Consider the following 23955-nt stretch of genomic DNA (forward strand, 5'->3'; position numbering starts at 1 on the left):
AAAGGACGAACTGCGCGCCGGGGCAGGTCAGTCGGCGAACAGGGCGCCGAACTGCGGCGTGCCCGTGGTCGAGACGCCCGAGGTGCTCGGCGAGACGGTGCGGGAGCCGCTCGTGGTGATCGTCGTGCCGTTGGAGGGCAGGTAGGTCACCGCTCCGTTGGCGCTGTTCTCGTACGAGCCGACGACCAGGTCCGCCTTGCCGTCGCCGGTCACGTCGTCGAGCTTCACGTCGGCGCCGAAGAGGTCGCTCTTCTCGTCGTTGCCGGGGACGCCGGCCGTGCTCTGCGCGAAGGCCTGGGCGCCGGAGGACACCCTGACGCCGCTCGCCGAGCCGTACAGGACGGTGACCATGCCGGTGTTGGAGACGCCGTCGATGTCCTCGTTCGGGGTGCTGACGACGAGGTCCTGGAAGCCGTCGCCGTTGACGTCGCCGAGGTCGAGGTCCCAGCCGAAGCCGTCGTCGGTCTCGGAGGTGCCGGGCACGCTGCCGGTGTCCTGGGTGATGCCGGAGGTCGAGCCGGGACCGGAGGCGGTGCCGTAGGTGATGTTCACCTTGCCGCCCTTGGCGGAGTCCGGGATGGCGGTGCCGTCGTCGAGGGTGCCGTTCCAGGAGGCGCCGCTGACGATGTCGCCGTAGCCGTCGCCGTTGATGTCGCCGACGGCCGTGATCATGCCGGTCTTCAGGGTCCGGGCGGAGGAGACGCTCAGGCCGGACGCCGTGCCGGGCACCCAGTAGTTGGTGTTCCAGCCGGTGGACGTGGTCGTCTCGAAGCCGTCGACGATGAGGTCGGTGCGGTTGTCGCCGTTGACGTCGCCCGCGGTGAGGCTCAGCGGGCCGTACGGGTTGTCGTTGGTGCCGGACTCGATCGGCGGCTTGATGGTGGTGCGGCCGCCGGGGGTGCCGGAGGTGGTGAAGCCGCCCTTGTAGACGTAGATGGTGGCGGAGGAACTGCCGACGGCCAGGTCGGCCTTGCCGTCGCCGTCGAAGTCGCCGGCGGCCAGGTCCTTGCCCCAGTAGTCGTGGGAGGAGGCGGCCGGGTCGGGGACGTCGACGCCCTTGCCGGTGAGGCCGCTCGCGGAGCCCCAGAGGATGGCGAGACCGCCGCCGTTGGTGTCGGTGCCGACCTTCTCGTTGGGGGTGCCGACGGCGAGGTCGTCGTAGCCGTCGCCGTTGAAGTCGGCGTACGCGAGTTCCGAGCCGAAGGCGTCGCCGGCCTCGGCCGTGCCGGGGACGCCGGTGGTGTTCTGGCTGATGGTGGAGCGCTTGGCGGAGGACACGCCGGTGGCCGTGCCGTAGAGGGCGATGACCTGTCCGGCGCCCTTGTGGCCGCTGACGTAGGCGGTGGCGGCGGAGGTGGCGATGTCGCCGATGCCGTCGCCGTTGAAGTCGGCCTGGGCGACCTTCGTCGAGTCCGCGGCGGATGCCGTCGCGGCCGAGAAGCCGAGCAGACCGCCCGTCAGCGCGGCCGCGGTGGCCGTCGCGAGGGCGAGACGTCGGTGGTGCGCGTGGCGCTTGTGCATGCGGGTTCTCCTGCGGCATGCGGGGGATGTCTGGCGGACATCCACAGTCGATGGGGGCGTACCGCTCGCGTTCTCCTGGAGTTGTCCGAGGGTTCGCGTGGCGGTCGGCGAACAGGAGACCCTTCGAGGGGCGCAAGGGTTGTACGTGAGTTCGGTTAATTTTCGAGGCGGGTGAGGGAATGGGGGCGAAAGGGATTTCCGGTGGTCCGGGGGTGTGGGAGCGGTTCCGCCGGACGCCGTGAACGCGCCGGGGTGGTGGGCTCGGCGCGAGGTCCGACGGGGGCCGGGCACGTCCCCGAGCCCGGGTGTCGGGTCGGGGTCTCGGACCGTGTCGCGGACCGGGTACCGGGGAGGCCGGAGGCCCGGGTGCGCGGGCGGGGCTCAGGCTGCCGAACCCCCGTCGGCCCGGCGCCGGTTCGGGCGTATGCCGTGTCGCCGGTCCGGCGCCGACCAGGAGCCGCCGTCCCTGACGCCGTGGTCCGTTGCCGGAGCAAGGCGGATGCGTTCCCGCGGGTGCGGGGTCCGCTCAGGAGTCCATGCCGAGGAACTCGGAGCTGGAGAAGGTGACCGACGGCTTCGCCGACAGCAGGCCCTTCTCGGTGCCCGCGAACACGGCGACGGTGTCCCGCGTCTCGCCCGGGTACGTCCGTACCGCCAGGTCGTCCCGCCCGTCCCCGGTGAGGTCGCCCACGGCCAGCACCCGGGTGGTGCCCCGGGCGGGCGGCCGCACCGTGACCATGCCGGTCGCGCGGAGACCGGCCGTACGGCCCCGCAGGACCCGAAGCTCCGTACCGCTGGAGACGAGTTCGCTCAGTCCGTCCCCGTCGAAGTCGCCGGAGTCGAGCACGGAACCCGGAGTGGCCAGGCTGCCGCGGGCGGCGGTCGGGAGGTCGTAGCGCAGTGACGTTCCTCCCATCGAACCGACCGCCGCGTCGAGGGCCTTGCCCCTGCCGAAGCGGCCGAAGGCGACGTCGATGCCCTCGGGCAGGACGACGCCCGTGCGGGTGGGCCCTGCCGGGCCGCCGAGGACCACCGCGGACTTGGCGGCACCGTCGGCCGCGCGGACGAGGAGGTCGTCGTAGCCGTCGCGGTTCACGTCGGCGGCCGGTCCGGTCGGCACATTGCCGGGGGAGGCGAGCGGCTTGCCCGCCGCGCGGGGTGCTCCCTTGCGGCTGAACGGACCGCGCAGATAGCTCAGTTGGCCGTCGGAGGCGTGGGTGACGAGGTCCTGGGCGCCGTCGCCGTCGAAGTCGCCGCACACCGGCTGGTCCGGCCAGTCGTTGCCGAAACGTGCCTGCGCGGGGATGTCCAGCTTGACCGCCTTGCCGGTGAGGCCGGCGGAGGAGCCGAAGAGGATCTGGAGCGGGACCGGGGGCTGACCCTGCCCGTCGTAGGGCGGGTCCGTCGACACGACGAGGTCGGTGAACCCGTCCTTGTTCAGGTCGCAGCTCGCCTCCGCGTCGAACACGGCGGGCAACTGGCCCTTGGTGGGGGCCGCCCGCTTCGCCGGGTTCAGCAGCTGCCGTGCGCCCGGGGCGAGTCCGTGGTCCGTCCCGTAGACGATGCCGATGCCCGCGTCGTCGCTGTGGCTCTGGTCCTTGACGAGGTCGTTGAGGACCAGGTCGCGGTGGCCGTCCCCGTTGAAGTCGTCCGCGACCTTGCTGCCCTTGCCGCGCGGAACGGGGAGCTGGGCCGGGGCCTTGGCCACGGTCGCCGGCTCGTGCCGGTCCGACGTGGCGTGGTCGTCCGAACCGAGCCCCGCGCAGCCCGACAGGAGGAGGGCGCAGCCGACGCCGGCCGCCACCGCGGCCGTGCGTATGCCGCTGCCGCCGCGACGTCCGCCGCGGACCGTGTTCCGGCCGCCGCTCCTGCTCCCGCTTCCGCGCCCGCCTCTTCGCCCGCGCACCATTCACCCCGACCGAACCGTCGACAACAACCTGCACATGATGGCCTTGTCGCGGCGGGGCGGTAAGAGCGGGGGCGTGCGGGATCGGTCACCCCGGGCCGACAACGGCCGGATGTCATGGGCCGGCGGTGCCCGGACGGGCCGGATCGGGCGGACGGGCCGGGTCCCTGCGGACGGGCCGGTCCGGGCGGACCGGCCGTGGCGCGTCACCGGAAGCGTGCTCCCGCGGTCCCGCCGGCCGTGAACTCCCGGACGGCCACGGGGAGGTGGCGGGCGCCCCCGTCCCGTGTCCGGGTCCTCGTGCCGCCTCTGCCGCCGACGGCGAGGCCGTGCCGGCCCGCGGGGACGAGAACACCCCATGTCCTCCGGCCAGGCCGGAGGACATGGGGTGCTTCGTGGTCGGGCTGTACCGCTTCACCGGCCCGGTGCCGTCGCACCGCCGCCGGTCACGGCCCTACTTGACCGGCTCGGGCTCCGGCTCGCTCTCCGACTCGGCCTCGCCCGCCGGGGGCTCGTCGTCCACCGGCGTCCTGACGGACTCGAGGAGCAGCTGGGCGACGTCGACGACCTGGATGGACTCCTTGGCCTTGCCGTCGTTCTTCTTGCCGTTGACCGAGTCGGTCAGCATGACGAGGCAGAACGGGCAGGCGGTGGAGACGATGTCCGGGTTGAGCGACAGGGCCTCGTCGACACGCTCGTTGTTGATGCGCTTGCCGATGCGCTCTTCCATCCACATGCGGGCGCCGCCGGCGCCGCAGCAGAAGCCGCGCTCCTTGTGGCGGTGCATCTCCTCGTTCCTGAGGCCCGGGACCTTGCCGATGATCTCGCGCGGGGGCGTGTAGATCTTGTTGTGGCGGCCCAGGTAGCAGGGGTCGTGGTACGTGATGATGCCCTCGACCGGGGTGACGGGGACGAGCTTGCCCTCGTCGACGAGGTGCTGGAGCAGCTGCGTGTGGTGGATGACCTCGTAGTCGCCGCCGATCTGCGGGTACTCGTTGCCGATCGTGTTGAGGCAGTGCGGGCAGGTGGCGACGATCTTCTTCGCCGACCTCGGCTTCTTCGACTCGGGCGTGACGTTGCCCTCGTCGTCCATCTCCTCGCCGAACGCCGTGTTCAGCGCCATGACGTTCTCCATGCCGAGCTCCTGGAACAGGGGCTCGTTGCCGAGGCGGCGGGCGGAGTCACCGGTGCACTTCTCGTCGCCGCCCATGATCGCGAACTTGACGCCCGCGATGTTCAGCAGTTCGGCGAAGGCCTTGGTGGTCTTCTTGGCCCGGTCCTCCAGGGCGCCGGCGCAGCCGACCCAGTACAGGTACTCGACCTCGGTCAGGTCCTCGATGTCCTTGCCGACGACCGGCACCTCGAAGTCGAGCTCCTTGAGCCACTCCAGGCGCTGCTTCTTGGCCAGGCCCCAGGGGTTGCCCTTCTTCTCCAGGTTCTTGAGCATCGTGCCCGCCTCGGACGGGAACGCGGACTCGATCATCACCTGGTAGCGGCGCATGTCGACGATGTGATCGATGTGCTCGATGTCCACCGGGCACTGCTCGACGCAGGCGCCGCAGGTGGTGCAGGACCACAGGACGTCCGGGTCGATGACGCCGTTCTCCTCGGCGGTGCCGATCAGCGGGCGCTCGGCCTCGGCGAGGGCCGCGGCGGGTACGTCCTTGAGCTGCTCCTCGGACGCCTTCTCCTCGCCCTCCATGGTCTTGCCGCCGCCGGCCAGCAGGTAGGGGGCCTTGGCGTGCGCGTGGTCGCGCAGCGACATGATCAGCAGCTTCGGGGAGAGCGGCTTGCCGGTGTTCCAGGCCGGGCACTGCGACTGGCAGCGACCGCACTCGGTGCAGGTGGAGAAGTCCAGCAGGCCCTTCCAGGAGAACTGCTCGACCTGGGAGACACCGAAGACGTCGTCCTCGCCGGGGTCGGTGAAGTCGATCGGCTTGCCGCCCGAGGTCATCGGCTGCAGGCCGCCCAGCGCCGTGCCGCCGGTCGCCTCACGCTTGAACCAGATGTTCGGGAAGGCCAGGAAACGGTGCCAGGCCACGCCCATGTTGGTGTTCAGCGAGACCACGATCATCCAGATGAACGACACGCTGATCTTGATCATCGCGACCAGGTAAACCAGGTTCTGGAGCGTGCTCAGGCCCAGCCCCTTGAAGGCCACCACCAGCGGGTACGAGGCGAAGTACCCGGCCTCGTAACCCTCGACGTGGTGCAGCGCGCCCTCGAGACCGCGCAGCGTGTAGATCGCCAGACCGATGGTGAGGATGACGTACTCGACGAAGTACGCCTGACCCGCCTTGGAACCCGCGAAGCGGGACTTGCGGCCCGGCCGCGAGGGCAGGCTCAGCAGCCGGATCACCATGAGGACGGCGATGCCCAGCACGGTCATCGCGCCGATGAACTCGGTGTACATCTCGAACGGCAGCCAGTCGCCGATGACCGGGAGCACCCAGTCGGCCTGGAAGAGCTGGCCGAACGCCTGGGCCAGGGTCGGCGGCAGCGTCAGGAAGCCGACGGCGACGAACCAGTGGGCGACGCCCACGATGCCCCAGCGGTTCATCCGCGTGTGACCGAGGAACTCGCGTACCAGGGTCACGCTGCGCTGGTAGGGGTTGTCGGTTCGGCTGCCGGCGGGCACCGGCTGACCCAGTTTGAAGTACCGGACGAACTGGCCGATGGCGCGTGCGAGCAGCGCAACGCCGACCACGGTCAGGACCAGCGACACGATGATCGCGGCGAGTTGCATTTGGGGGCTCCTCGGGCCTGCGAGGTGTTGCTCCGAGTGTGCACTCGAAGTGATTACTAAGCGGTAACTTATGCAGTCCGTCTGAGACTACCCACTTCTAGCGCCGCACTGTAGCCAGGAGTGCGGTGATCTGCGTCGCTGAGGGTTGCCTGAACAGGCGGTGTCACCCTTCCCCGCTCCGGGGCCCGGCGCCGCAGGTGCGAGGCGGTGGCGCCCCTCCCTGTTCCGGTCGCGAGGCACCCGGCCCGTTCCGCCGTTCGCGGGGACACGTGACGCCCCGTCGTGCTAATCACACGATACTGTGACAAGACGGCATAAATTTCTCGTCGTGTTGTACGGGATCGCCGCCGCCACCGCCGCCCTGCTCCTGACCGCCGCGCTCGCCGCGCTGCTGCGGACGATCGCCCTGCGCCTCGGGGTGGTCGACCGACGGCGGGCCCGGCCGGTCGCCCTGCTCGGCGGGGTGGCCGTCATGGCCGGCACCGCACTGGTCGCCGCGGTCGGGGACTGGACGGACGTCGCCCCGCTCGGCCCGGAGGCCGGCCGGCTGCTGGTCGCCGCGCTCGGGCTCGCCGCGCTCGGGCTGGCCGCCGACCTGTGGCCCGTGCCGCTCGCCGTGCGGGTCTGCGCCGTGACCGCCGCCGCCGCGCTGACCGTGCCCTACGACGTCCTCGGGCTGCCCGCCGGACTGCTGGCCGTCGCCTGGATCGTGTTCGTCACACACGCCTTCGGCTCGCTCGACCACGTCGACGGGCTGATGGGGACCGTCGGCGTCGTCACCGCCTTCGCGCTCGCCGGGTGCGCGGCCGCCGAGGTCATGGACGGGCTCGCGGCACTGCTCAGCGTGCTGGCCGCCGCCCTCACCGGGTTCCTGATGCACGGCTGGCACCCGGCACGGATCGTGCCGGGGCGGTGCGGCTCGCTGTTCGCCGGGTTCGTGCTGGCCTCCGCCGCCGTGCTGGTGCACGCCGAGCGGGAGGCGGGCCCCGGGATCGCCGCCGGGTTCGCGCTCACGGCGCTGGCGACCGCCGACGCCGTCCTCGTCCTCTTCTCGCGGCGTCGGGCCGGACGCCCGCTGCTGCGCCCCGGTCCCGACCACCTCGGCCACCGGCTGCGTCGACTGGGGCTGACCCCGCAGGGGTGCCTGGTCGTTCTCGGCACCGCGGCCTTCGCGGCGGTGCTCGTGGGCCTGCTGATCGACCTGGGCTGGGCGGACGCGGACGCCGCCTGGTGGGTGGCCGGGGCCGCCGCGGCCGTCGTCGCCGGGTTCGCCCTGCGGCCCGTGCGTGATCCGCGCGGCGCACGGGAGAGGCGCATGGCGCGCGGCGCGCGGGAGACACGCATGGCGTGGCAGACCCGCCGGACGCGGCCGGCCCGCCCGGACCGTGTGCCCGCGCGACCCTCGGTCCCCTCGCCCGGGGGTCCCGCGAGCGCCGGACGGGATGAGAATCCGTACGCCCGTGTCTGACGGAGGCCATGCCGTCGACCCGCTACCGTACGGAGAAACCACAGGTCAGGACTCTCCTGCGTGTAGGGAAGAGATAAGAGTTGAGTGTCCTCGACTCAGCTCTGTTGACCCAGACGCGAGGGTCATGCACACTTGAGTCCGTTCCACTCAAGTCATTGCTGGAGGAATCGAAATGGCACGTGCGGTCGGCATCGACCTGGGCACGACTAACTCCGTCGTCAGCGTTCTGGAGGGCGGCGAGCCCACCGTCATCACCAACGCCGAGGGTGCCAGGACCACGCCGTCCGTCGTCGCCTTCGCGAAGAACGGTGAGGTGCTCGTCGGCGAGGTCGCCAAGCGCCAGGCGGTCACGAACGTGGACCGGACCATCCGCTCCGTGAAGCGTCACATGGGCACGGACTGGAAGATCAACCTGGACGGGAAGGACTTCAACCCCCAGCAGATCTCCGCCTTCATCCTGCAGAAGCTGAAGCGCGACGCAGAGGCCTACCTGGGCGAGAAGGTCACCGACGCGGTCATCACCGTCCCGGCGTACTTCAACGACTCGGAGCGTCAGGCCACCAAGGAGGCCGGCGAGATCGCGGGCCTGAACGTCCTGCGCATCGTCAACGAGCCCACGGCCGCCGCCCTGGCGTACGGCCTGGACAAGGACGACCAGACCATTCTCGTCTTCGACCTCGGTGGCGGCACCTTCGACGTGTCCCTCCTGGAGATCGGTGACGGCGTCGTCGAGGTGAAGGCCACCAACGGTGACAACCACCTCGGTGGTGACGACTGGGACCAGCGCGTCGTCGACTACCTGGTCAAGCAGTTCCAGTCCGGTCACGGCGTGGACCTGTCCAAGGACAAGATGGCCCTCCAGCGCCTCCGCGAGGCGGCCGAGAAGGCCAAGATCGAGCTGTCCTCGTCCACCGAGACCTCGATCAACCTGCCCTACATCACGGCGTCCGCCGAGGGCCCGCTGCACCTGGACGAGAAGCTCACGCGCGCCCAGTTCCAGCAGCTGACGGCCGACCTGCTGGAGCGCTGCAAGACGCCGTTCCACAACGTCATCAAGGACGCCGGCATCCAGCTGTCCGAGATCGACCACGTCGTTCTCGTCGGCGGCTCCACCCGTATGCCCGCCGTCGCCGAGCTCGTCAAGGAGCTGACCGGCGGCAACGAGGCCAACAAGGGTGTGAACCCGGACGAGGTCGTCGCCATCGGCGCTGCCCTCCAGGCCGGTGTCCTCAAGGGTGAGGTCAAGGACGTCCTGCTCCTCGACGTGACCCCGCTGTCCCTCGGTATCGAGACCAAGGGCGGCATCATGACCAAGCTCATCGAGCGCAACACCACGATCCCGACGAAGCGCTCCGAGATCTTCACGACGGCCGAGGACAACCAGCCGTCCGTGCAGATCCAGGTCTACCAGGGCGAGCGCGAGATCGCGGCGTACAACAAGAAGCTCGGAATGTTCGAGCTGACCGGTCTGCCGCCGGCGCCGCGTGGTGTCCCGCAGATCGAGGTCGCCTTCGACATCGACGCCAACGGCATCATGCACGTGACCGCGAAGGACCTGGGCACGGGCAAGGAGCAGAAGATGACCGTCACCGGCGGCTCCTCGCTGCCGAAGGACGAGGTCGACCGCATGCGCCAGGAGGCCGAGAAGTACGCGGAGGAGGACCACGCCCGCCGCGAGGCCGCCGAGACCCGCAACCAGGGCGAGCAGCTCGTCTACCAGACGGAGAAGTTCCTCAAGGACAACGAGGACAAGGTCCCCGGTGACGTCAAGACCGAGGTCGAGGCGTCCGTCGAGGAGCTGAAGGCCGCGCTCAAGGGCGAGGACACCGCCGAGATCCGCACGGCCACCGAGAAGGTCGCAGCCGTCTCGCAGAAGCTGGGCCAGGCCATGTACGCCGACGCCCAGGCCGCGCAGGCCGCCGGCGGCGCCGAGGGCGCCCCGGGTGCCGAGCAGGCCAAGGCCGACGACGACGTCGTCGACGCCGAGATCGTCGACGAGGACCGTAAGGACGGTGCCGCGTGACGGAGGAGACCCCGGGTTTCGACGAGAAGCCTGACGTCCCCTCCGGCGCCACCCCTGACGACGCCGAGCCGAAGGCCGCCCCCGAAGAGGGGGCGGCCCCGGCCGGGGACGCGGCAGCAGCCGACCGGACGGTGGGCCTGACGGCCCAGCTGGACCAGGTGCGCACGGCGCTCGGCGAGCGCACGGCGGACCTCCAGCGGCTGCAGGCCGAGTACCAGAACTACCGCCGCCGGGTCGAGCGCGACCGGATCGCGGTCAAGGAGATCGCCATCGCGAACCTCCTGACCGAGCTCCTGCCCGTGCTCGACGACATCGGCCGCGCGCGGGAACACGGCGAACTGGTCGGCGGCTTCAAGTCGGTGGCCGAGTCGCTGGAGACCGTCGCGGCGAAGATGGGGCTCCAGCAGTTCGGCAAGGAGGGCGAGCCCTTCGACCCGACGATCCACGAGGCCCTGATGCACTCGTACGCGCCGGACGTCACGGAGACGACGTGCGTGGCGATTCTGCAGCCGGGGTATCGCATCGGCGAGCGCACCATCCGTCCCGCGCGGGTGGCCGTCGCCGAACCCCAGCCGGGGGCCCAGACGGTCAAGTCGGACTCGTCGGAATCCGCGGAGACCGCCGACGACAAGGAGAACGGTGGCCCGGACGAGGGCTGACGTTGAACGCATGAGGAAGGAGGGACGTCGAGGATGAGCACCAAGGACTTCATCGAGAAGGACTTCTACAAGGTCCTCGGCGTCCCCAAGGACGCCACCGAGGCCGAGATCAAGAAGGCGTACCGGAAGCTCGCCCGCGAGTTCCACCCGGACGCCAACAAGGGCAACGCCAAGGCCGAGGAGCGCTTCAAGGAGATCTCCGAGGCCAACGACGTGCTCGGTGACCCCAAGAAGCGCAAGGAGTACGACGAGGCACGCGCCCTCTTCGGCAACGGCGGCTTCCGGCCGGGTCCCGGCGCCGGTGGCGGCTCCTTCAACTTCGACCTGGGCGACCTCTTCGGAGGCGGCGCCCAGGGCGGAGGCACAGGGGGCTTCGGCGGCGGCATCGGCGACGTCTTCGGGGGCCTGTTCAACCGCGGTGGCGCCACCACCGGCACCCGTACGCAGCCCCGGCGCGGCCAGGACATCGACACCGAGGTCACGCTGAGCTTCACGGAGGCCGTGGACGGCGCGACCGTACCGCTGCGCATGACCTCACAGTCGCCCTGCAAGGCCTGCTCGGGCACCGGCGACAAGAACGGCACGCCGCGCGTGTGCCCGACCTGTGTCGGCACCGGCCAGGTCGCGCGGGGTTCGGGCGGCGGGTTCTCGCTCACCGACCCCTGCCCGGACTGCAAGGGCCGCGGCCTGATCGCGGAGCACCCCTGCCTGGTCTGCAACGGGTCGGGGCGCGCCAAGTCCTCCCGGACCATGCAGGTCCGTATCCCGGCCGGAGTCAGTGACAGCCAGCGGATCCGGCTGCGCGGCAAGGGCGCTCCCGGCGAACGGGGCGGCCCGGCGGGTGACCTGTACGTCACCGTCCACGTCGACGCCCACCCGGTCTTCGGCCGCAAGGACGACAACCTCACCGTCACCGTGCCCGTCACCTTCGCGGAGGCGGCGCTCGGTGGAGAGGTCCGCGTCCCGACGCTCGGCGGACCGCCGGTCACCCTCAAGCTGCCCCCGGGCACGCCCAACGGCCGCACCATGCGCGCCCGCGGCAAGGGCGCGGTCCGCAAGGACGGCACCCGGGGCGACCTCCTGGTGACCGTCGAGGTGACGGTCCCCACCGACCTCTCGGGCAAGGCGCGTGACGCCCTGGAGGCGTATCGCGAGGCGACCGCGGATGAGGACCCGCGGGCGGAGCTGTTCCAGGCCGCGAAGGGAGCATGAAAGAGATGGACGGTCGTCGACGCAACCCGTACGAAATGACCGAGGAGACCCCGGTCTACGTCATCTCGGTGGCGGCCCAGCTCTCCGGACTGCACCCGCAGACACTTCGCCAGTACGACCGCCTGGGCCTGGTCTCGCCCGACCGCACCGCGGGGCGGGGCCGGCGCTACTCGGCCCGCGACATCGAACTGCTGCGCACCGTCCAGCAGTTGTCGCAGGACGAGGGCATCAACCTGGCCGGCATCAAGCGCATCATCGAGCTGGAGAACCAGGTCGCCGCGCTCCAGTCCCGCGTCGCCGAGCTCCAGTCGGCCCTGGACGGCGCGGCCGCGGCGATGCAGCAGCGGGAAGCGGCCGTCCACGCCTCCTACCGCCGTGACCTGGTCCCCTATCAGGAGGTCCAGCAGACGAGCGCACTGGTGGTGTGGCGCCCGAAGCGCCAGCCCGAGTAGGACAAGCACCACGAAGGGGCCCGGAGGTCGAACCTCCGGGCCCCTTCGCGTCGTTCCCGCCGGGGCACGGCGACGGGGTGGTGCCCGGCCGCCCGGTCGTCCGTCTTCTTCGGTGTGCCCGCGAATGCCGTGTTCACAGAGAACTGCCGCTTGTGGGCCGGATAGGGCAATTCATCGCGGCGGCGGCGTTTGCGTCCGCAGAAGTGAACGGACCGCCCGATGTGGCGGGTGCGGGGGCGAAGGGGTCGCGGACGCCGTCTCCCCGGCCGGTTCCATGTGCTCCTCCGGGCCGTTCCGGGCCGTCGAGGGCGGGTGGATTTCCGGCCGATCAGCGCCCCTGACCACGGCAGTTGGCCGTGCGGACGTGGACGACAGAAGGTGAAGCCGAGGGGATTGGTGGAAGAGAGGGCGTACCCTCTTCCCATCGTGTTCACTTGGGGAACACAGAACGCCGTTGCCATCTCGTTAAGTGGTTACTCCTTGACGCTGAGGTGATCGCCGCGTTGGCTTTCAGCCACCTGGGTCGCAATGCTGCAACCTCGCCCGGAAGGCACCTGATGTGAACACTCGTACCACCCGTCTGCGTCGTACCGTCATATCCCTGGCCTCGTCCGCCATGGCCGTCTCACTCGCCGGCTGCGGCGTCGTGGACGGAATCGGCGGCGACGGAACCAAGGCCAGCCCCTCGAAGGGCGACGACATCACGGTGGGCCTGCTCCTCCCCGAGAAGGAGAACAGCCGTTACGAGAGGTTCGACTACCCGATCATCAAGGAGACGGTGGAGAAGCTCACCAGCCACAAGGGCACGGTGACCTACGCCAACGCCCAGCAGGACGCGGCCAAGCAGAACGACCAGCTCCAGCAGATGGTCGACGACAAGGTCGACGTGATCCTCGTGGACGCGGTGGACTCCAAGGCCATAGCCGCCGGTGTGAAGAAGGCCAAGGACGCGGGCATCCCCGTCATCGCCTACGACCGGCTCGCGCAGGGCCCCATCGACGCGTACATCTCCTTCGACAACGAACTCGTCGGCGAGGTCCAGGGCAAGGCACTGCTCCAGGCGGTCCAGGACGAGAGCGGCAGCGCCACCTCGAAGAAGATCATCATGATGAACGGGTCGCCCACCGACCCGAACGCCGCGCAGTTCAAGGCAGGTGCCCTGTCCGAGCTCAAGGACAAGGTTGTCATCGCCAAGACGTACGACACCACGGACTGGAACCCGGTCAACGCCAAGGCCAACATGGAGAAGGCCATCACGGCCGTCGGCCTCGACAACATCGCGGGCGTCTACTCGGCCAACGACGGCCTCGCGGGCGCCGTCATCGACGTCCTGAAGACCGCCGGCGTCAGCAAGGTCCCGCCGGTCACCGGCCAGGACGCCGAGCTCAACGCGGTGCAGCGCATCGTCAAGGGCGACCAGTACATGAGCGTCTACAAGTCGTACCCGCAGGAGGCCAGCGCCGCCGCCGAGATGGCCGTGGCGAAGGTCCAGGGCCGGTCGATCGAGTTCGACGCGCTCACCCGCGACAAGGTCGACAGCCCCACGAACAAGGGCATCCCGGCCCAGCTCGTGCCCGTCGTCGACCTCACCAGGGCGAACATCGACGACACGGTGATCCAGGACGGCATCTACACCGTCAAGCAGATCTGCACGGCCGCGTACAAGGCGGCGTGCAACTCCGCCGGCCTCAAGTAGGGCGACGGCTGAACCGATCCGGGCCCGTGGGTGTCTCACAGGGGGACCGCACGCCGTGGTGCCGTCGTGGACCCGGCGCCGTGCGGTCGTCCCGCCGTCGTCCCGCTGGAGGCACCCCGTGGCCATGATCGGCCTGTTCTGGATCACCGAGGAGAGCGTGTACCTGGGCGCCGAGCCCGAGGGGCACGCACGCGGTGTGCGGCTCACGGCCGAGGGGATCCAGGCCGTGGGCACGGACCAGCAGGCCTTCTGGCCGTGGCCGCAGGTGCGCGGTGTCGCCGTGCACTACGCCCCGGTGCGGTCCAGCACGCGCTGGCTGGTGAACAGCGTGGCCGACACGGTCATCGACCTGGCGACGGGCGGAGTCGACACCCCGCCCGCCTTCGAGGTCCACGTCCGCACCGACACGGAGACGGCCGAGCTGACCGTGTACGGCGCGGCCGTCGGCGGCTACGTCCAGTCCGAGTACGAGCTCTCCGTCGACCTGCTGGAGCGGCTCGTGGACGGCACGGCGGACGTGGACCGACTGCTGGAGTGGGGACGCACGGACGGCGCCGGAGCGACACCCTGGCGCCCCGCCCGCGAGGCCCTGCTCAGGAGCTGGGCCTCCGGGTGACCGCGGCCCGCCGGGCGTCCCGGCCGTGGGCCCCTGGCGTGCAGCCGAAGGCCCGGCGGAAGACCTCGATGAAGGCGCTCGCCGAGGACCAGCCGCAGCGGTGCGCCACGGTGGTGACCGGGACGCCGTCGGCCAGCAGCCGCAGGGCGTGATACAGCCGCGACTGGGTGCGCCACTGCGGGAAGGTCATGCCCAGCTCCGAGCGGAAGAGGCGGCTGAGCGTGCGTTCGCCGGCCCCGGTCGCGGCACCGAGTTCGGCCAGGGTGCGCGGGTCCGCGGGGTTGTCGTGGACGAGAGCGCAGACCGCCACGAGACGGGGGTCGGCCGGAGCGGGCAGCCGCAGCGGCTCCTGGGGGGAGGCCCTCAACCGGTCGCGCAGGACGGCGAGAAGACGGCCCCGCTCGGCACTCGTGTCGCCGGGCGTCCGGGTGTACGCGCGGATCAGCTCGCGCAGCAGCGGGCTCACCGCCAGCACCGTCGGGGTGTCCAGGCCCAGCGGGTTGTCGTCGGCCGGCAGGCCCACCAGATGCAGTTCCAGGTGGCCGTGGGCGCGGTGGGCGTGCACGGTCCCGGCGGGCACCCAGATGGCTCGGGTGCCGGGCGCGAACCAGGTGCCGGCGTCCGTGGTGACCGCGAGGACACCGGAGCCCGCGTAGACGATCTGGTGTTCGTCGTGCCGGTGCGCGTCGATGCGCTCCCCGGCGGCGAGGACCTGCGCCCGGGTCGGGGCGACCGGCGTGTGGCGGATGTTCGGCACAGGACGGCAGGTTATCGAAAGCGCGACAGCCGGGTCCTCGCCCAGGGTCGAGGGGTGACGAACCGACAGACCTCCCGCGGGCCGCGGTCCGTGCCCGGCGCCCGAGGGCCCGTGGCCCTGATGTCCCTCGGCCACGCCTGCGTGGACGTCTACCAGGGGGCGGTGGCCGCACTGGTGCCGTACTTCGTCGCGGAGCGCGCCTACACCTACGCCACCGCGTCCGGCATCGTCCTCGCCGCCTCGCTGCTGTCGTCGGTCGTGCAGCCGCTGTTCGGGGCGCTCGCCGACCGCTGGGCGATGCCGTGGCTGCTGTCGCTGAGCGCGCTGCTCGGCGGTGCGGGCGTCGCGCTGAGCGGGGTCGGCGGCTCCTACGCGCTCACCCTGGCCGCGGTCGCCGTGTCCGGGATCGGCGTGGCCGCGTACCACCCGGAGGCCGCGCGGGTGGCGCGCCGGGTGAGCCGCGGCAGCCACACCGCGATGAGCTGGTTCTCCCTGGGCGGCAATCTGGGCTTCGCCGCCGCCCCGCTCGCCGTCTCCGCGGTGGTCGCCGCGGGCGGCGGTCTGCGGGCCACTCCGCTGCTCGTGGCGCCCTCGCTCGCGGGCGCGGTGCTGTGCGCGGCGGCCGTGCGCGCGGCCCGGCCCGCCCCGACGGCGGACGCCGTCGGCGAGGTCTGCGGAGCGGTCCCCGGCGTGGTCTCCGGTGCGGCCCCCGACCCGGCCTCCGGTGCGGCCCCCGACCCGGTCTCCGGTGCGGCCCCCGGCGAGGTCTCCGGTGCGGCCCCCCACCCGGTCTCCGGTGCGGTCCCCGACCCGGCCTCCGGTGCGGTCTCCGGAGCGCTCCCCGACCTGGCCTCCGGTGCGGTCTCCGGTGCGGTCCCCGGCGTGGTCTCCGGTGCGGCCCCCGACCCGGCCTCCGGTGCGGTCCCCGGAGCGCTCCCCGACCTGGCCTCCGGTGCGGTCTCCGGTGCGGTCCCCGACACCGTCTCCGGCAGCAACGACTGGCCGTCCTTCCTGCGCCTCTCCGGGGCCGTGGTCTGCCGGTCGGTCGTCTTCGTCGGGCTCGGCACATTCATCTCGCTCTACGCGTCCCGGCGCGCCCCGGGCGGTGAAGTCGCGGGCACGACGGCCCTGTTCGTGCTCTACCTCGGCGGCGCGGCGGGCACGCTGGCCGGGGGACGGCTCGCCACCCGGTACGGCCGTGTGCGGGTCGTGCGGTGGTCGTACGCGCTGACGGGCCTCGCCGTCGCGGGGGTCGTCCTCGTCCCGGGGCCGCTGCTCCACCTCTTCGTCGCCCTCGCGTCGGCCGGCCTGTACGTGCCGTTCTCCCTGCACATCACCCTGGGCCAGGACTACCTGCCGACACGCATGGGCACCGCGGGTGGGGTCACCCTGGGCCTGACCGTCAGCGTCGGCGGCCTCGCGAGCCCCCTCATCGGTCGTCTGGCCGACGCCACGTCCCTGCGCACCGCCCTGCTCCCGCTGATCGTCCTGCCCGCCGTCGGCTGCCTCTTCCTGCGCCGCCTGCGGGAGCCGGCGGCGGCCGGCCCGTGACGACCGGCACTGCCCGCGGACCGTCGTGTTCAAGCCACCCGTGCGCGCCGCGCCGGGTGCGTCGGTGAACCCCGTGATCCGCGCGCGCAGCGGGAACTCCCGTGCAGAGAGCGCGGATTCAGCCATGTGCGGACCGCCGACGAAGTCCCCGTGGGTCCGCGTGCGGCCGCGGACTCCACCACCGACAGCTTGTTGCAGGGGCCGGTGGCTGAGGTGGGGACGTTCCGTCATCAAGGCGGGCGAAAAGGCGTGTGCGGACGGTACAGCCGTGTTGCGATGCCGGTCCGCTCCGCGCATAGTTGCGCTGCGGAAGGCGCGAAGGCGGCCTGCCGCAGAAGGGGCTGGAGCCAGGGGTGGGAGATGGCCGGGCACGGGACGGACATGCATCCGCACGGCGCTGACCGACTGTGCGAGGCCGGCGACCGGGTGTACTCCCGGGCTGTGCGGCGCGGGCGTGTGCCCCGTGAGGACGCGGAGGCGGTGCCCTGCCTCCTGGAGCTTGCGCTGCTGCACCCCGACCCCGACGACATGGGCTGGCTGGTGCCGACCTCGCCGCAGGAGGTCATGACCCGGCTGCTGCGCGGGGTCTACGAGGAGGTCAACGCCAGCCAGGCGCGCGTCGGCGACGCGGTGTCCGCCTTCGAGTGGTACGCGGGGCTCGGCGGACGGGTCCAGGCGCCGGCCGAGGGTGTGGCGATCCGCGTCCTGGACGGGCTGCCGCGCATCCGGGCCGCCATGGACAAGGCGACCGAGGAGTGCACGAGCGAGGTTCTCACGGTGCAGCCGGGCGGCATCCGGCGTGAGGACGAGTTGTCGGAAGGCCTGCACCGGGCGCTGGAGATGCGCCGCCGGGGCGTGCGGATGCGCGACCTGTACACGCATGTCGCCCGGCACGGCCAGGGCCTGCTCAACTACATGGAGCTGATGGGCGATTCGGCGGAGGCCCGCACGCTCGACGAGGTCGTCGAGCGGCTGATCCTCTTCGATCGCAGGGTCGCCTTCATCCCGGCGAACCCGGATCGCACGATCGCGCTGGAGCTGCGTCACCCGGCGCTGGTGGACTACCTGGTGACCGTGTTCGAGCGGTTGTGGCGGCTGGCGATCCCGCTGGCCTCGCCGCTGCCCTCGACGGGGATCGAGGGCATCACCCACCGGGAACGCTCGATCGCGGCTCTGCTGGCGGAGGGCCACCAGGACGCGGTGGTCGCCGAGCGGCTGGGCATCAGCGTGCGGACCTGCCGGGCGCACATCGCCCGGCTCTCGGAGACCCTGGGCGCGGCCAGCCGCACCCAGCTCGGCGTCCGCATCGCCCAGGCGGGCCTGGACGGCCCGCCGCGCTCTCCGGAGCTCCAGACGGTCACTGCCCCTGGACTTTCTGCTCCAGAATCCCCGACCGCCCGATGAGGTAGCCGAGTTGGGCCCGGCTCTCGCTGCCGAGGAAGGCCGCGAGCTTGGCGATGTGGACGCGGGCGGTGCGGACGTTCATACCGAGGCGGTCGGCGACGACGGCGTCGGTGTGCCCTTCGACGAGCAGGCTCGCGATGGCGCGTTGGCGGGGTGTGACGCCGTCCACGGAAGGCCGTTGGGTCGCCCGTGGATGCATGGGGACAGCCAGGTGCCAGAAGCGGTCGAAGGTGGTGACGAAGTGCTCGACGAGGGCTGGGTGCCGGACTTCCAGGCCGAGCGTGTTGTCCTTGCTGGCCGGGATGAAGGCCACGGTCCGGTCGATGACGATCAGCAGATGGATGACCTCGTCGAGAGTGCGGGCCTCCACGTCCCCCGTCAGCCATTCGTACCGGGCAAGGACGGTGGGCGCGTGCCGCAGTGTGTGCTGGTAGAGCGTGCGGATGCGGCCGCCGCGGTCCAGGAGCGCCTGGTCGCGCCGTATCGCCCGGTCGTGGATCTGCGGGGGTGGGCCGACGTGCGAGACATACGGCTGCACGGTGAGGAGCTCGGTGGCGTCGGACATGGCCTGCGTGATGGCCAGGTTGATCTGCTCCTTGCCGCTGAGAAGGCTGATCGGCGGCGCCTCGGGCGCCGTGCGGACCCCCTCGATCCGCATGAGCTGCTCGAACACCTCGGCCAGCCGCTCCTCGCGCCGCCGTTCGTCCGCGATGCGATCCCCCACCAGGCGTAGCTGACGGTGCAGGGCGACGGCGGGGGAGATCGGTTCCATCCAGAAGGGGTCCCCGACGTGCGGGTGCAGGAGGCCGAGGTCGACGAGGCACGGCACGGCTCGGGCGTCCTCGCCGGACACGCGTCCTTCGCGCAAGGCCCGCGTGTACACGGCCGTGCCTGCCTCGCACAGGTCCTCCAAGCCGTGCGGCCGGTGCCCCGTCGTCGATTCCTCCGTCGGCATTCAGTGATCCTGGTCCAGGATCCCTGACTGCGCTATCAGGAAGCCGAGTTGGGCGCGGCTGCCGCTGCCGAGAGCGGTGGCCAGCTTGGCTATGTGGGCACGGCAGGTGCGGACGTTCATGCCCAGGCGGCGTGCGATGGCCTCGTCGACGTGGCCCTCCACCAGGAGTTTGGCGATGGAGTGCTGGATCTCCGTGATGCCGTCGGGGGCGGTTTCGTAGGGGGCGCCGGCGTTCAGCGGGACAGCGCGGTCCCACATGAACTCGAAGACCTTGATCAGATAGCGGACGAGTCCGGGGTGCCGCAGTTCCAGGGCGACCTGTCGGTCGTCCCGGGTGGGGATGAAGGCGACGGTCTCGTCGCAGATGATCAGCCGCTCGACGAGTTCGTCGATGGTTCGGTACTCCACCTTGCCGTTGGAGAACTGATCGACGTAGGCCTGTGTCTCGGGGCTGTAGCGGGCCGTGTGCTGGTAGAGGGTCCGGATGCTCACCCCGCGCTCGGTCAACGGCCGGTCGCGTTCCAGCCCTTGGACGAGTGTGTGCTCCAGGCGGCGGCCGCTGGGCTGGACCGTGAGCATCTCGTTCTGGCACTGTGCCGTGGCCAGGTCGAGTGCCGCGTTGATCCGGTCGAAGCCTTCCAGCACGGTGATGGAGTGCGTGGTCGCCGTGGCCTGCGCACTGAGCGTCATGAACGGCTCGAATGCATCGGCAAGTTCGATCGACAAGCGCCGGGCTTCGGTGATCTCGTGCTCTATGGGGTTGAGACGTTGGGCCAGGGCGATGGACGGTGGTACGGGACGCAACCAGTTGGCGTCGTCGGGATCGGGGTGCAGCAGCGCGAACTCCATCAGGCAGGGAGCGGATTCCACGTCTGCGCGGGCGATCCGTCCCGTGCGCAGAGCATTCGCGTAGAGACGGCTTCCGTCCTCGCACAGCTGGGTCAGCGCATGGGGATGTATCCCTCTAGTCCCATTTGTTGCCAAATCTCCACCCCCCAGGGTCCTGAACGTGCAGGAACATGATGCATCGATTGTGTGGCCATGACGTGCCCGAATGAGCCATCGTCGTAGACGACGGGGGAAGAGGAGACCTTCAAGTGAGGACGAAGCCGACTATGCGTAAGAGAATGCTTCGCTCGATGCTTGTCGCCGCCTTCTCCGCCGTCGTGGCCTTCGGAGCACTGAGTGGCCTTGCCGGTACGAAGGGTGACAGTAGGGCGGACAGTACCTGGGGCCCGTCGGTGGCATCCGCCGCCCGCGCGGGTGACAGCACCTGGGGTGTGGGTTCTCCCACCAGCGCAGATGACAGCACATGGGGCTGACTGATGACGACTCCTCCCGACGACCGCTCGTTCCGTCGCGAAATGGCCACGGCCTACCGCTCCGGCTGGCACTTCATCGACCTGGTCACCGCCATCCCCCACAGCGGTGACTCGTTGATGGTGACCGTGTTCGGAGAGCCCGTGGTGGTCACGCGGGACGAGGACGAGGACGTACGGGCGTACCGCTGTCTGCGACGGCCTCGGGGGGGCGCCGCAGCCGGTGCGGTGCGCCATCCGATACGGAATGATCTTTGTGAACCTCGACCAGCGCGACCACCGACTGGCCGAACCGGATGAGCCGGACGTACAGACCATTGCAGCCACCCCCCGCAGTGCCTGACGCGATTCCCCCGTCGTAGTAGATCGCTCAGGTACTTCCCCCCGCAGCGGCGTCACCGTGACCTGAACACGGTGACGCCGCTGCAGTTTCACGCGAAATCTCCTGGTATCGACGGGTACCGACAGAGGCCGAAATCAGCCGCGCCCCATCGCCGAGGTGAGCACGATCTCGATGACCACGCGTGACGGGTTGGGCGACGGGGTGCGTCCGTAGCGCTCCGCGTACCGGCGTTCCGCCTCCGCGATGCGCGCCGGCTCCACCGACACCGTGGCCCGGCCCTCCAGCGTGGCCCAGCGGCGGCCGTCCACCTGGCAGACCGCGACGCGCGCCCCGTCCGCCCCCGCCGCGAGCACGTGCCGCACCTTGGCGCTGGATTTGTTGGCGATCACCCGAGCGAGACCGGCGCCGGGGTCGTATGTCACTCCGACGGGCACCACGTGCGGTCCGCCGTCGGGCCGGAGCGTGGTGAGCGTGCACAGGTGTCGTTCGCGCCAGAAGCTGAGGTAGGCGGCGTCGGGCTGCCGCGGGTCCACCGGATACGAAGCCATGAGACCCGAATCTACTTCCCCGGCGGGGTCCGCTCCGCTTCCGCCACCATCCTTGAGTGGAATGGACTCAACTTTGTGTACGCTGGAAGGGTCAGGTAGACGGTCGGGCAGACCAGGAGGAGAAAGCGAACGTGGACGCCGAGCTGACCAACAGGAGCCGGGACGCGATCAACGCGGCCAGCAGCCGTGCCGTGTCCGAGGGGCACCCGGACCTCACCCCCGCCCACCTGCTGCTCGCTCTGCTGGAGGGGCAGGACAACGAGAACATCGTCGATCTGCTGGCCGCCGTCGACGCGGACCAGCCCTCCGTCCGCTCCGGCACCGAACGCGTCCTCGCGGGCCTGCCCAGCGTGACCGGGTCCACCGTCGCTCCGCCGCAGCCCAACCGTGAACTGCTCGCCGTCCTCGCCGACGCCGGCGAGCGCGCGAAGGAGCTCGGGGACGAGTTCCTCTCCACCGAGCACCTGCTGATCGGCATCGCCGCGAAGGGCGGCCGGACGGGCGACGTACTCTCCCGGCAGGGCGCCAGTGCCAAGAAGCTCCTTGAGGCGTTCCGGAAGACCAGGGGAGGGCGCCGGGTGACGACTCCGGATCCCGAGGGCCAGTACAAGGCGCTCGAAAAGTTCGGTACCGACTTCACCGCCGCGGCGCGCGAAGGGAAGCTCGACCCGGTCATCGGCCGGGACCAGGAGATCCGCCGCGTCGTGCAGGTGCTGTCGCGCCGCACCAAGAACAACCCGGTCCTCATCGGTGAGCCCGGCGTCGGCAAGACCGCCGTCGTCGAGGGACTCGCCCAGCGGATCGTGAAGGGCGACGTCCCCGAGTCGCTCAAGGACAAGCGGCTCGTAGCCCTGGACCTCGGCGCCATGGTCGCGGGCGCGAAGTACCGCGGCGAGTTCGAGGAGCGGCTGAAGACGGTCCTCGCCGAGATCAAGGACTCCGACGGGCAGATCATCACCTTCATCGACGAGCTGCACACCGTCGTCGGCGCGGGCGCCGGCGGCGACTCCGCCATGGACGCGGGCAACATGCTCAAGCCGATGCTCGCGCGCGGTGAGCTGCGCATGGTCGGCGCGACCACCCTCGACGAGTACCGCGAGCGGATCGAGAAGGACCCCGCGCTGGAGCGCAGGTTCCAGCAGGTGCTGGTCGCCGAGCCGACCGTCGAGGACACCATCGCGATCCTGCGCGGCCTGAAGGGCCGGTACGAGGCCCATCACAAGGTCCAGATCGCCGACAGCGCGCTGGTCGCCGCCGCGACCCTCTCCGACCGGTACATCACCTCCCGCTTCCTGCCCGACAAGGCCATCGACCTGGTCGACGAGTCCGCCTCCCGGCTCCGCATGGAGATCGACTCGTCCCCCGTCGAGATCGACGAACTCCAGCGCGCCGTGGACCGGCTCCGGATGGAGGAGCTGGCGATCGGCAAGGAGACCGACGCCGCCAGCAAGGAGCGTCTGGAGAAGCTGCGCCGCGACCTCGCCGACAAGGAGGAGGAGCTGCGCGGCCTGACCGCACGCTGGGAGAAGGAGAAGCAGTCCCTCAACCGCGTCGGTGAGCTGAAGGAGCGGCTGGACGACCTGCGCGGCCAGGCCGAGCGCGCCCAGCGCGACGGCGACTTCGACACCGCGTCCAAGGTGCTCTACGGCGAGATCCCGGCCCTGGAGCGGGACCTGGAGGAGGCGTCCGAGGCCGAGGAGGAGGCCGCCAAGGACACCATGGTCAAGGAGGAGGTGGGCCCCGACGACATCGCCGACGTCGTGGGTTCCTGGACCGGCATCCCCGCCGGACGGCTCCTGGAGGGCGAGACGCAGAAGCTGCTGCGTATGGAGGAGGAGCTGGGCCGCCGGCTCATCGGCCAGACGGAGGCCGTGCGGGCCGTGTCGGACGCCGTGCGGCGCACCCGTGCGGGCATCGCCGACCCGGACCGCCCGACCGGTTCGTTCCTCTTCCTCGGCCCGACGGGCGTCGGCAAGACCGAACTGGCCAAGGCCCTGGCCGACTTCCTCTTCGACGACGAGCGGGCCATGGTCCGCATCGATATGAGCGAGTACGGCGAGAAGCACAGCGTCGCCCGGCTCGTCGGTGCCCCGCCCGGCTACGTGGGGTACGAGGAGGGCGGCCAGCTCACCGAGGCCGTGCGTCGGCGCCCGTACGGCGTCGTCCTGCTCGACGAGGTCGAGAAGGCGCACCCGGAGGTCTTCGACGTCCTCCTCCAGGTGCTGGACGACGGACGGCTGACGGACGGCCAGGGACGCACGGTCGACTTCCGCAACACCATCCTGGTCCTCACCTCGAACCTGGGCAGCCAGTTCCTGGTGGACCCGATGACCTCCGAGGAGGAGAAGAAGCAGCAGGTGCTGGAGACCGTGCGGCTCTCCTTCAAGCCCGAGTTCCTGAACCGGCTCGACGACCTGGTGGTGTTCTCCGCGCTCGACAAGGAGGAGCTCAAGCGCATCGCCGGGCTCCAGATCGACCGGCTCGCCAAGCGGCTGGCCGAACGCCGGCTCGGCCTGGAGGTCACCGAGGCGGCCCTGGCCTGGCTGGCCGACGAGGGCAACGACCCGGCGTACGGCGCGCGCCCGCTGCGCCGCCTCGTCCAGACCGCCATCGGGGACCGGCTCGCCCGGGAGATCCTCGCGGGCGAGGTCAAGGACGGCGACACGGTCCGCGTGGACCAGTTCGGCGCGGGTCTGATCGTGGGGCCGGCGACCGGCAAGACTCTGTGACCCTTCCGGGGGCCCACGACGCGTGGGCCTCCGGGCCTACGAGGGCGGTG

At 70.8% G+C, this 23955-nt stretch carries 17 protein-coding genes and 1 pseudogene; 11 read left to right on the forward strand and 7 right to left on the reverse strand.

The window, feature by feature from the left end:
• Positions 1 to 27 precede the first annotated feature (27 nt).
• The 3 genes from BKI49_RS19760 to BKI49_RS19770 form a co-directional block, all read right to left on the reverse strand.
• Complete coding sequence (locus BKI49_RS19760; RefSeq protein ID WP_095935590.1) at positions 28 to 1521, reverse strand: FG-GAP and VCBS repeat-containing protein; 1494 nt, start codon at positions 1519 to 1521, stop codon at positions 28 to 30.
• Positions 1522 to 2047: 526 nt separating this feature from the next.
• On the reverse strand, positions 2048 to 3325 hold the full coding sequence (locus BKI49_RS19765) for an FG-GAP repeat domain-containing protein (protein WP_257004872.1): 1278 nt from the start codon (positions 3323 to 3325) through the stop codon (positions 2048 to 2050).
• 556 nt (positions 3326 to 3881) lie between these two features.
• On the reverse strand, positions 3882 to 6173 hold the full coding sequence (locus tag BKI49_RS19770; RefSeq protein WP_095935591.1) for a (Fe-S)-binding protein: 2292 nt from the start codon (positions 6171 to 6173) through the stop codon (positions 3882 to 3884).
• Between the two features lie 328 nt (positions 6174 to 6501).
• Between BKI49_RS19770 and BKI49_RS19775 the strand changes: the two genes are divergently transcribed.
• The 7 genes from BKI49_RS19775 (at position 6502) to BKI49_RS19805 (ending at position 14299) form a co-directional block, all read left to right on the forward strand.
• Positions 6502 to 7641 carry an MraY family glycosyltransferase gene (locus tag BKI49_RS19775; protein ID WP_095935592.1) on the forward strand — a complete coding sequence of 380 codons (1140 nt, stop codon included), beginning with the start codon at positions 6502 to 6504 and terminating at the stop codon, positions 7639 to 7641.
• Positions 7642 to 7813: 172 nt separating this feature from the next.
• The gene (gene dnaK, locus BKI49_RS19780; RefSeq protein ID WP_028799240.1) at positions 7814 to 9664 is read left to right on the forward strand and encodes a molecular chaperone DnaK; all 1851 of its coding nucleotides are present in this window, start codon (positions 7814 to 7816) and stop codon (positions 9662 to 9664) included.
• A complete protein-coding gene (grpE, locus tag BKI49_RS19785; protein ID WP_095935593.1) occupies positions 9661 to 10323 on the forward strand; it encodes a nucleotide exchange factor GrpE in 663 nt (220 codons plus the stop codon). Before dnaK ends, grpE begins: the two co-directional genes overlap by 4 nt.
• 33 nt (positions 10324 to 10356) lie before the next feature.
• Complete coding sequence (gene dnaJ / locus BKI49_RS19790; RefSeq protein WP_095935594.1) at positions 10357 to 11535, forward strand: molecular chaperone DnaJ; 1179 nt, start codon at positions 10357 to 10359, stop codon at positions 11533 to 11535.
• Between the two features lie 5 nt (positions 11536 to 11540).
• Positions 11541 to 11987, forward strand: a complete 447-nt coding sequence (locus tag BKI49_RS19795; protein ID WP_095935595.1) for a heat shock protein transcriptional repressor HspR — start codon at positions 11541 to 11543, stop codon at positions 11985 to 11987.
• A 616-nt stretch (positions 11988 to 12603) separates the two neighbouring features.
• The gene (locus BKI49_RS19800) at positions 12604 to 13683 is read left to right on the forward strand and encodes a sugar ABC transporter substrate-binding protein (RefSeq protein ID WP_095935802.1); all 1080 of its coding nucleotides are present in this window, start codon (positions 12604 to 12606) and stop codon (positions 13681 to 13683) included.
• 124 nt (positions 13684 to 13807) lie between these two features.
• Complete coding sequence (locus BKI49_RS19805) at positions 13808 to 14299, forward strand: hypothetical protein (protein ID WP_257004888.1); 492 nt, start codon at positions 13808 to 13810, stop codon at positions 14297 to 14299.
• Here BKI49_RS19805 and BKI49_RS19810 read toward each other — a convergent pair.
• Complete coding sequence (locus BKI49_RS19810; protein ID WP_095935597.1) at positions 14277 to 15056, reverse strand: AraC family transcriptional regulator; 780 nt, start codon at positions 15054 to 15056, stop codon at positions 14277 to 14279. The two genes, BKI49_RS19805 and BKI49_RS19810, sit on opposite strands and share 23 nt — an antisense overlap.
• Before the next feature lie 120 nt (positions 15057 to 15176).
• On the opposite strand from BKI49_RS19810, the gene BKI49_RS19815 reads away from it, so the two are divergent.
• On the forward strand, positions 15177 to 16607 hold the full coding sequence (locus tag BKI49_RS19815; protein WP_095935803.1) for an MFS transporter: 1431 nt from the start codon (positions 15177 to 15179) through the stop codon (positions 16605 to 16607).
• Between the two features lie 360 nt (positions 16608 to 16967).
• Positions 16968 to 18011, forward strand: a complete 1044-nt coding sequence (locus BKI49_RS19820) for a helix-turn-helix transcriptional regulator (RefSeq protein WP_095935598.1) — start codon at positions 16968 to 16970, stop codon at positions 18009 to 18011.
• Here the strand turns inward: BKI49_RS19820 and BKI49_RS19825 are convergent.
• Complete coding sequence (locus BKI49_RS19825; protein ID WP_095935599.1) at positions 17965 to 18966, reverse strand: helix-turn-helix transcriptional regulator; 1002 nt, start codon at positions 18964 to 18966, stop codon at positions 17965 to 17967. The genes BKI49_RS19820 and BKI49_RS19825 overlap by 47 nt on opposite strands.
• Positions 18967 to 19911: a helix-turn-helix domain-containing protein gene (locus BKI49_RS19830; RefSeq protein ID WP_095935804.1), complete on the reverse strand. Its 945-nt coding sequence runs from the start codon at positions 19909 to 19911 to the stop codon at positions 18967 to 18969.
• A 380-nt stretch (positions 19912 to 20291) separates the two neighbouring features.
• Between BKI49_RS19830 and BKI49_RS19840 the strand changes: the two are divergent.
• A pseudogene (locus BKI49_RS19840) lies at positions 20292 to 20628 on the forward strand (hypothetical protein).
• Between the two features lie 134 nt (positions 20629 to 20762).
• Here the strand turns inward: BKI49_RS19840 and BKI49_RS19845 are convergent.
• Positions 20763 to 21176, reverse strand: a complete 414-nt coding sequence (locus BKI49_RS19845) for a pyridoxamine 5'-phosphate oxidase family protein (RefSeq protein WP_095935600.1) — start codon at positions 21174 to 21176, stop codon at positions 20763 to 20765.
• A 131-nt stretch (positions 21177 to 21307) separates the two neighbouring features.
• On the opposite strand from BKI49_RS19845, the gene clpB reads away from it, so the two are divergent.
• Positions 21308 to 23905, forward strand: coding sequence for an ATP-dependent chaperone ClpB (clpB, locus tag BKI49_RS19850; protein ID WP_095935601.1), 2598 nt, complete (start codon positions 21308 to 21310; stop codon positions 23903 to 23905).
• Positions 23906 to 23955: the final 50 nt, after the last annotated feature.

Source organism: Streptomyces sp. Tue6028, from assembly GCF_002300165.1.
GTDB lineage: Bacteria > Actinomycetota > Actinomycetes > Streptomycetales > Streptomycetaceae > Streptomyces > Streptomyces siamensis.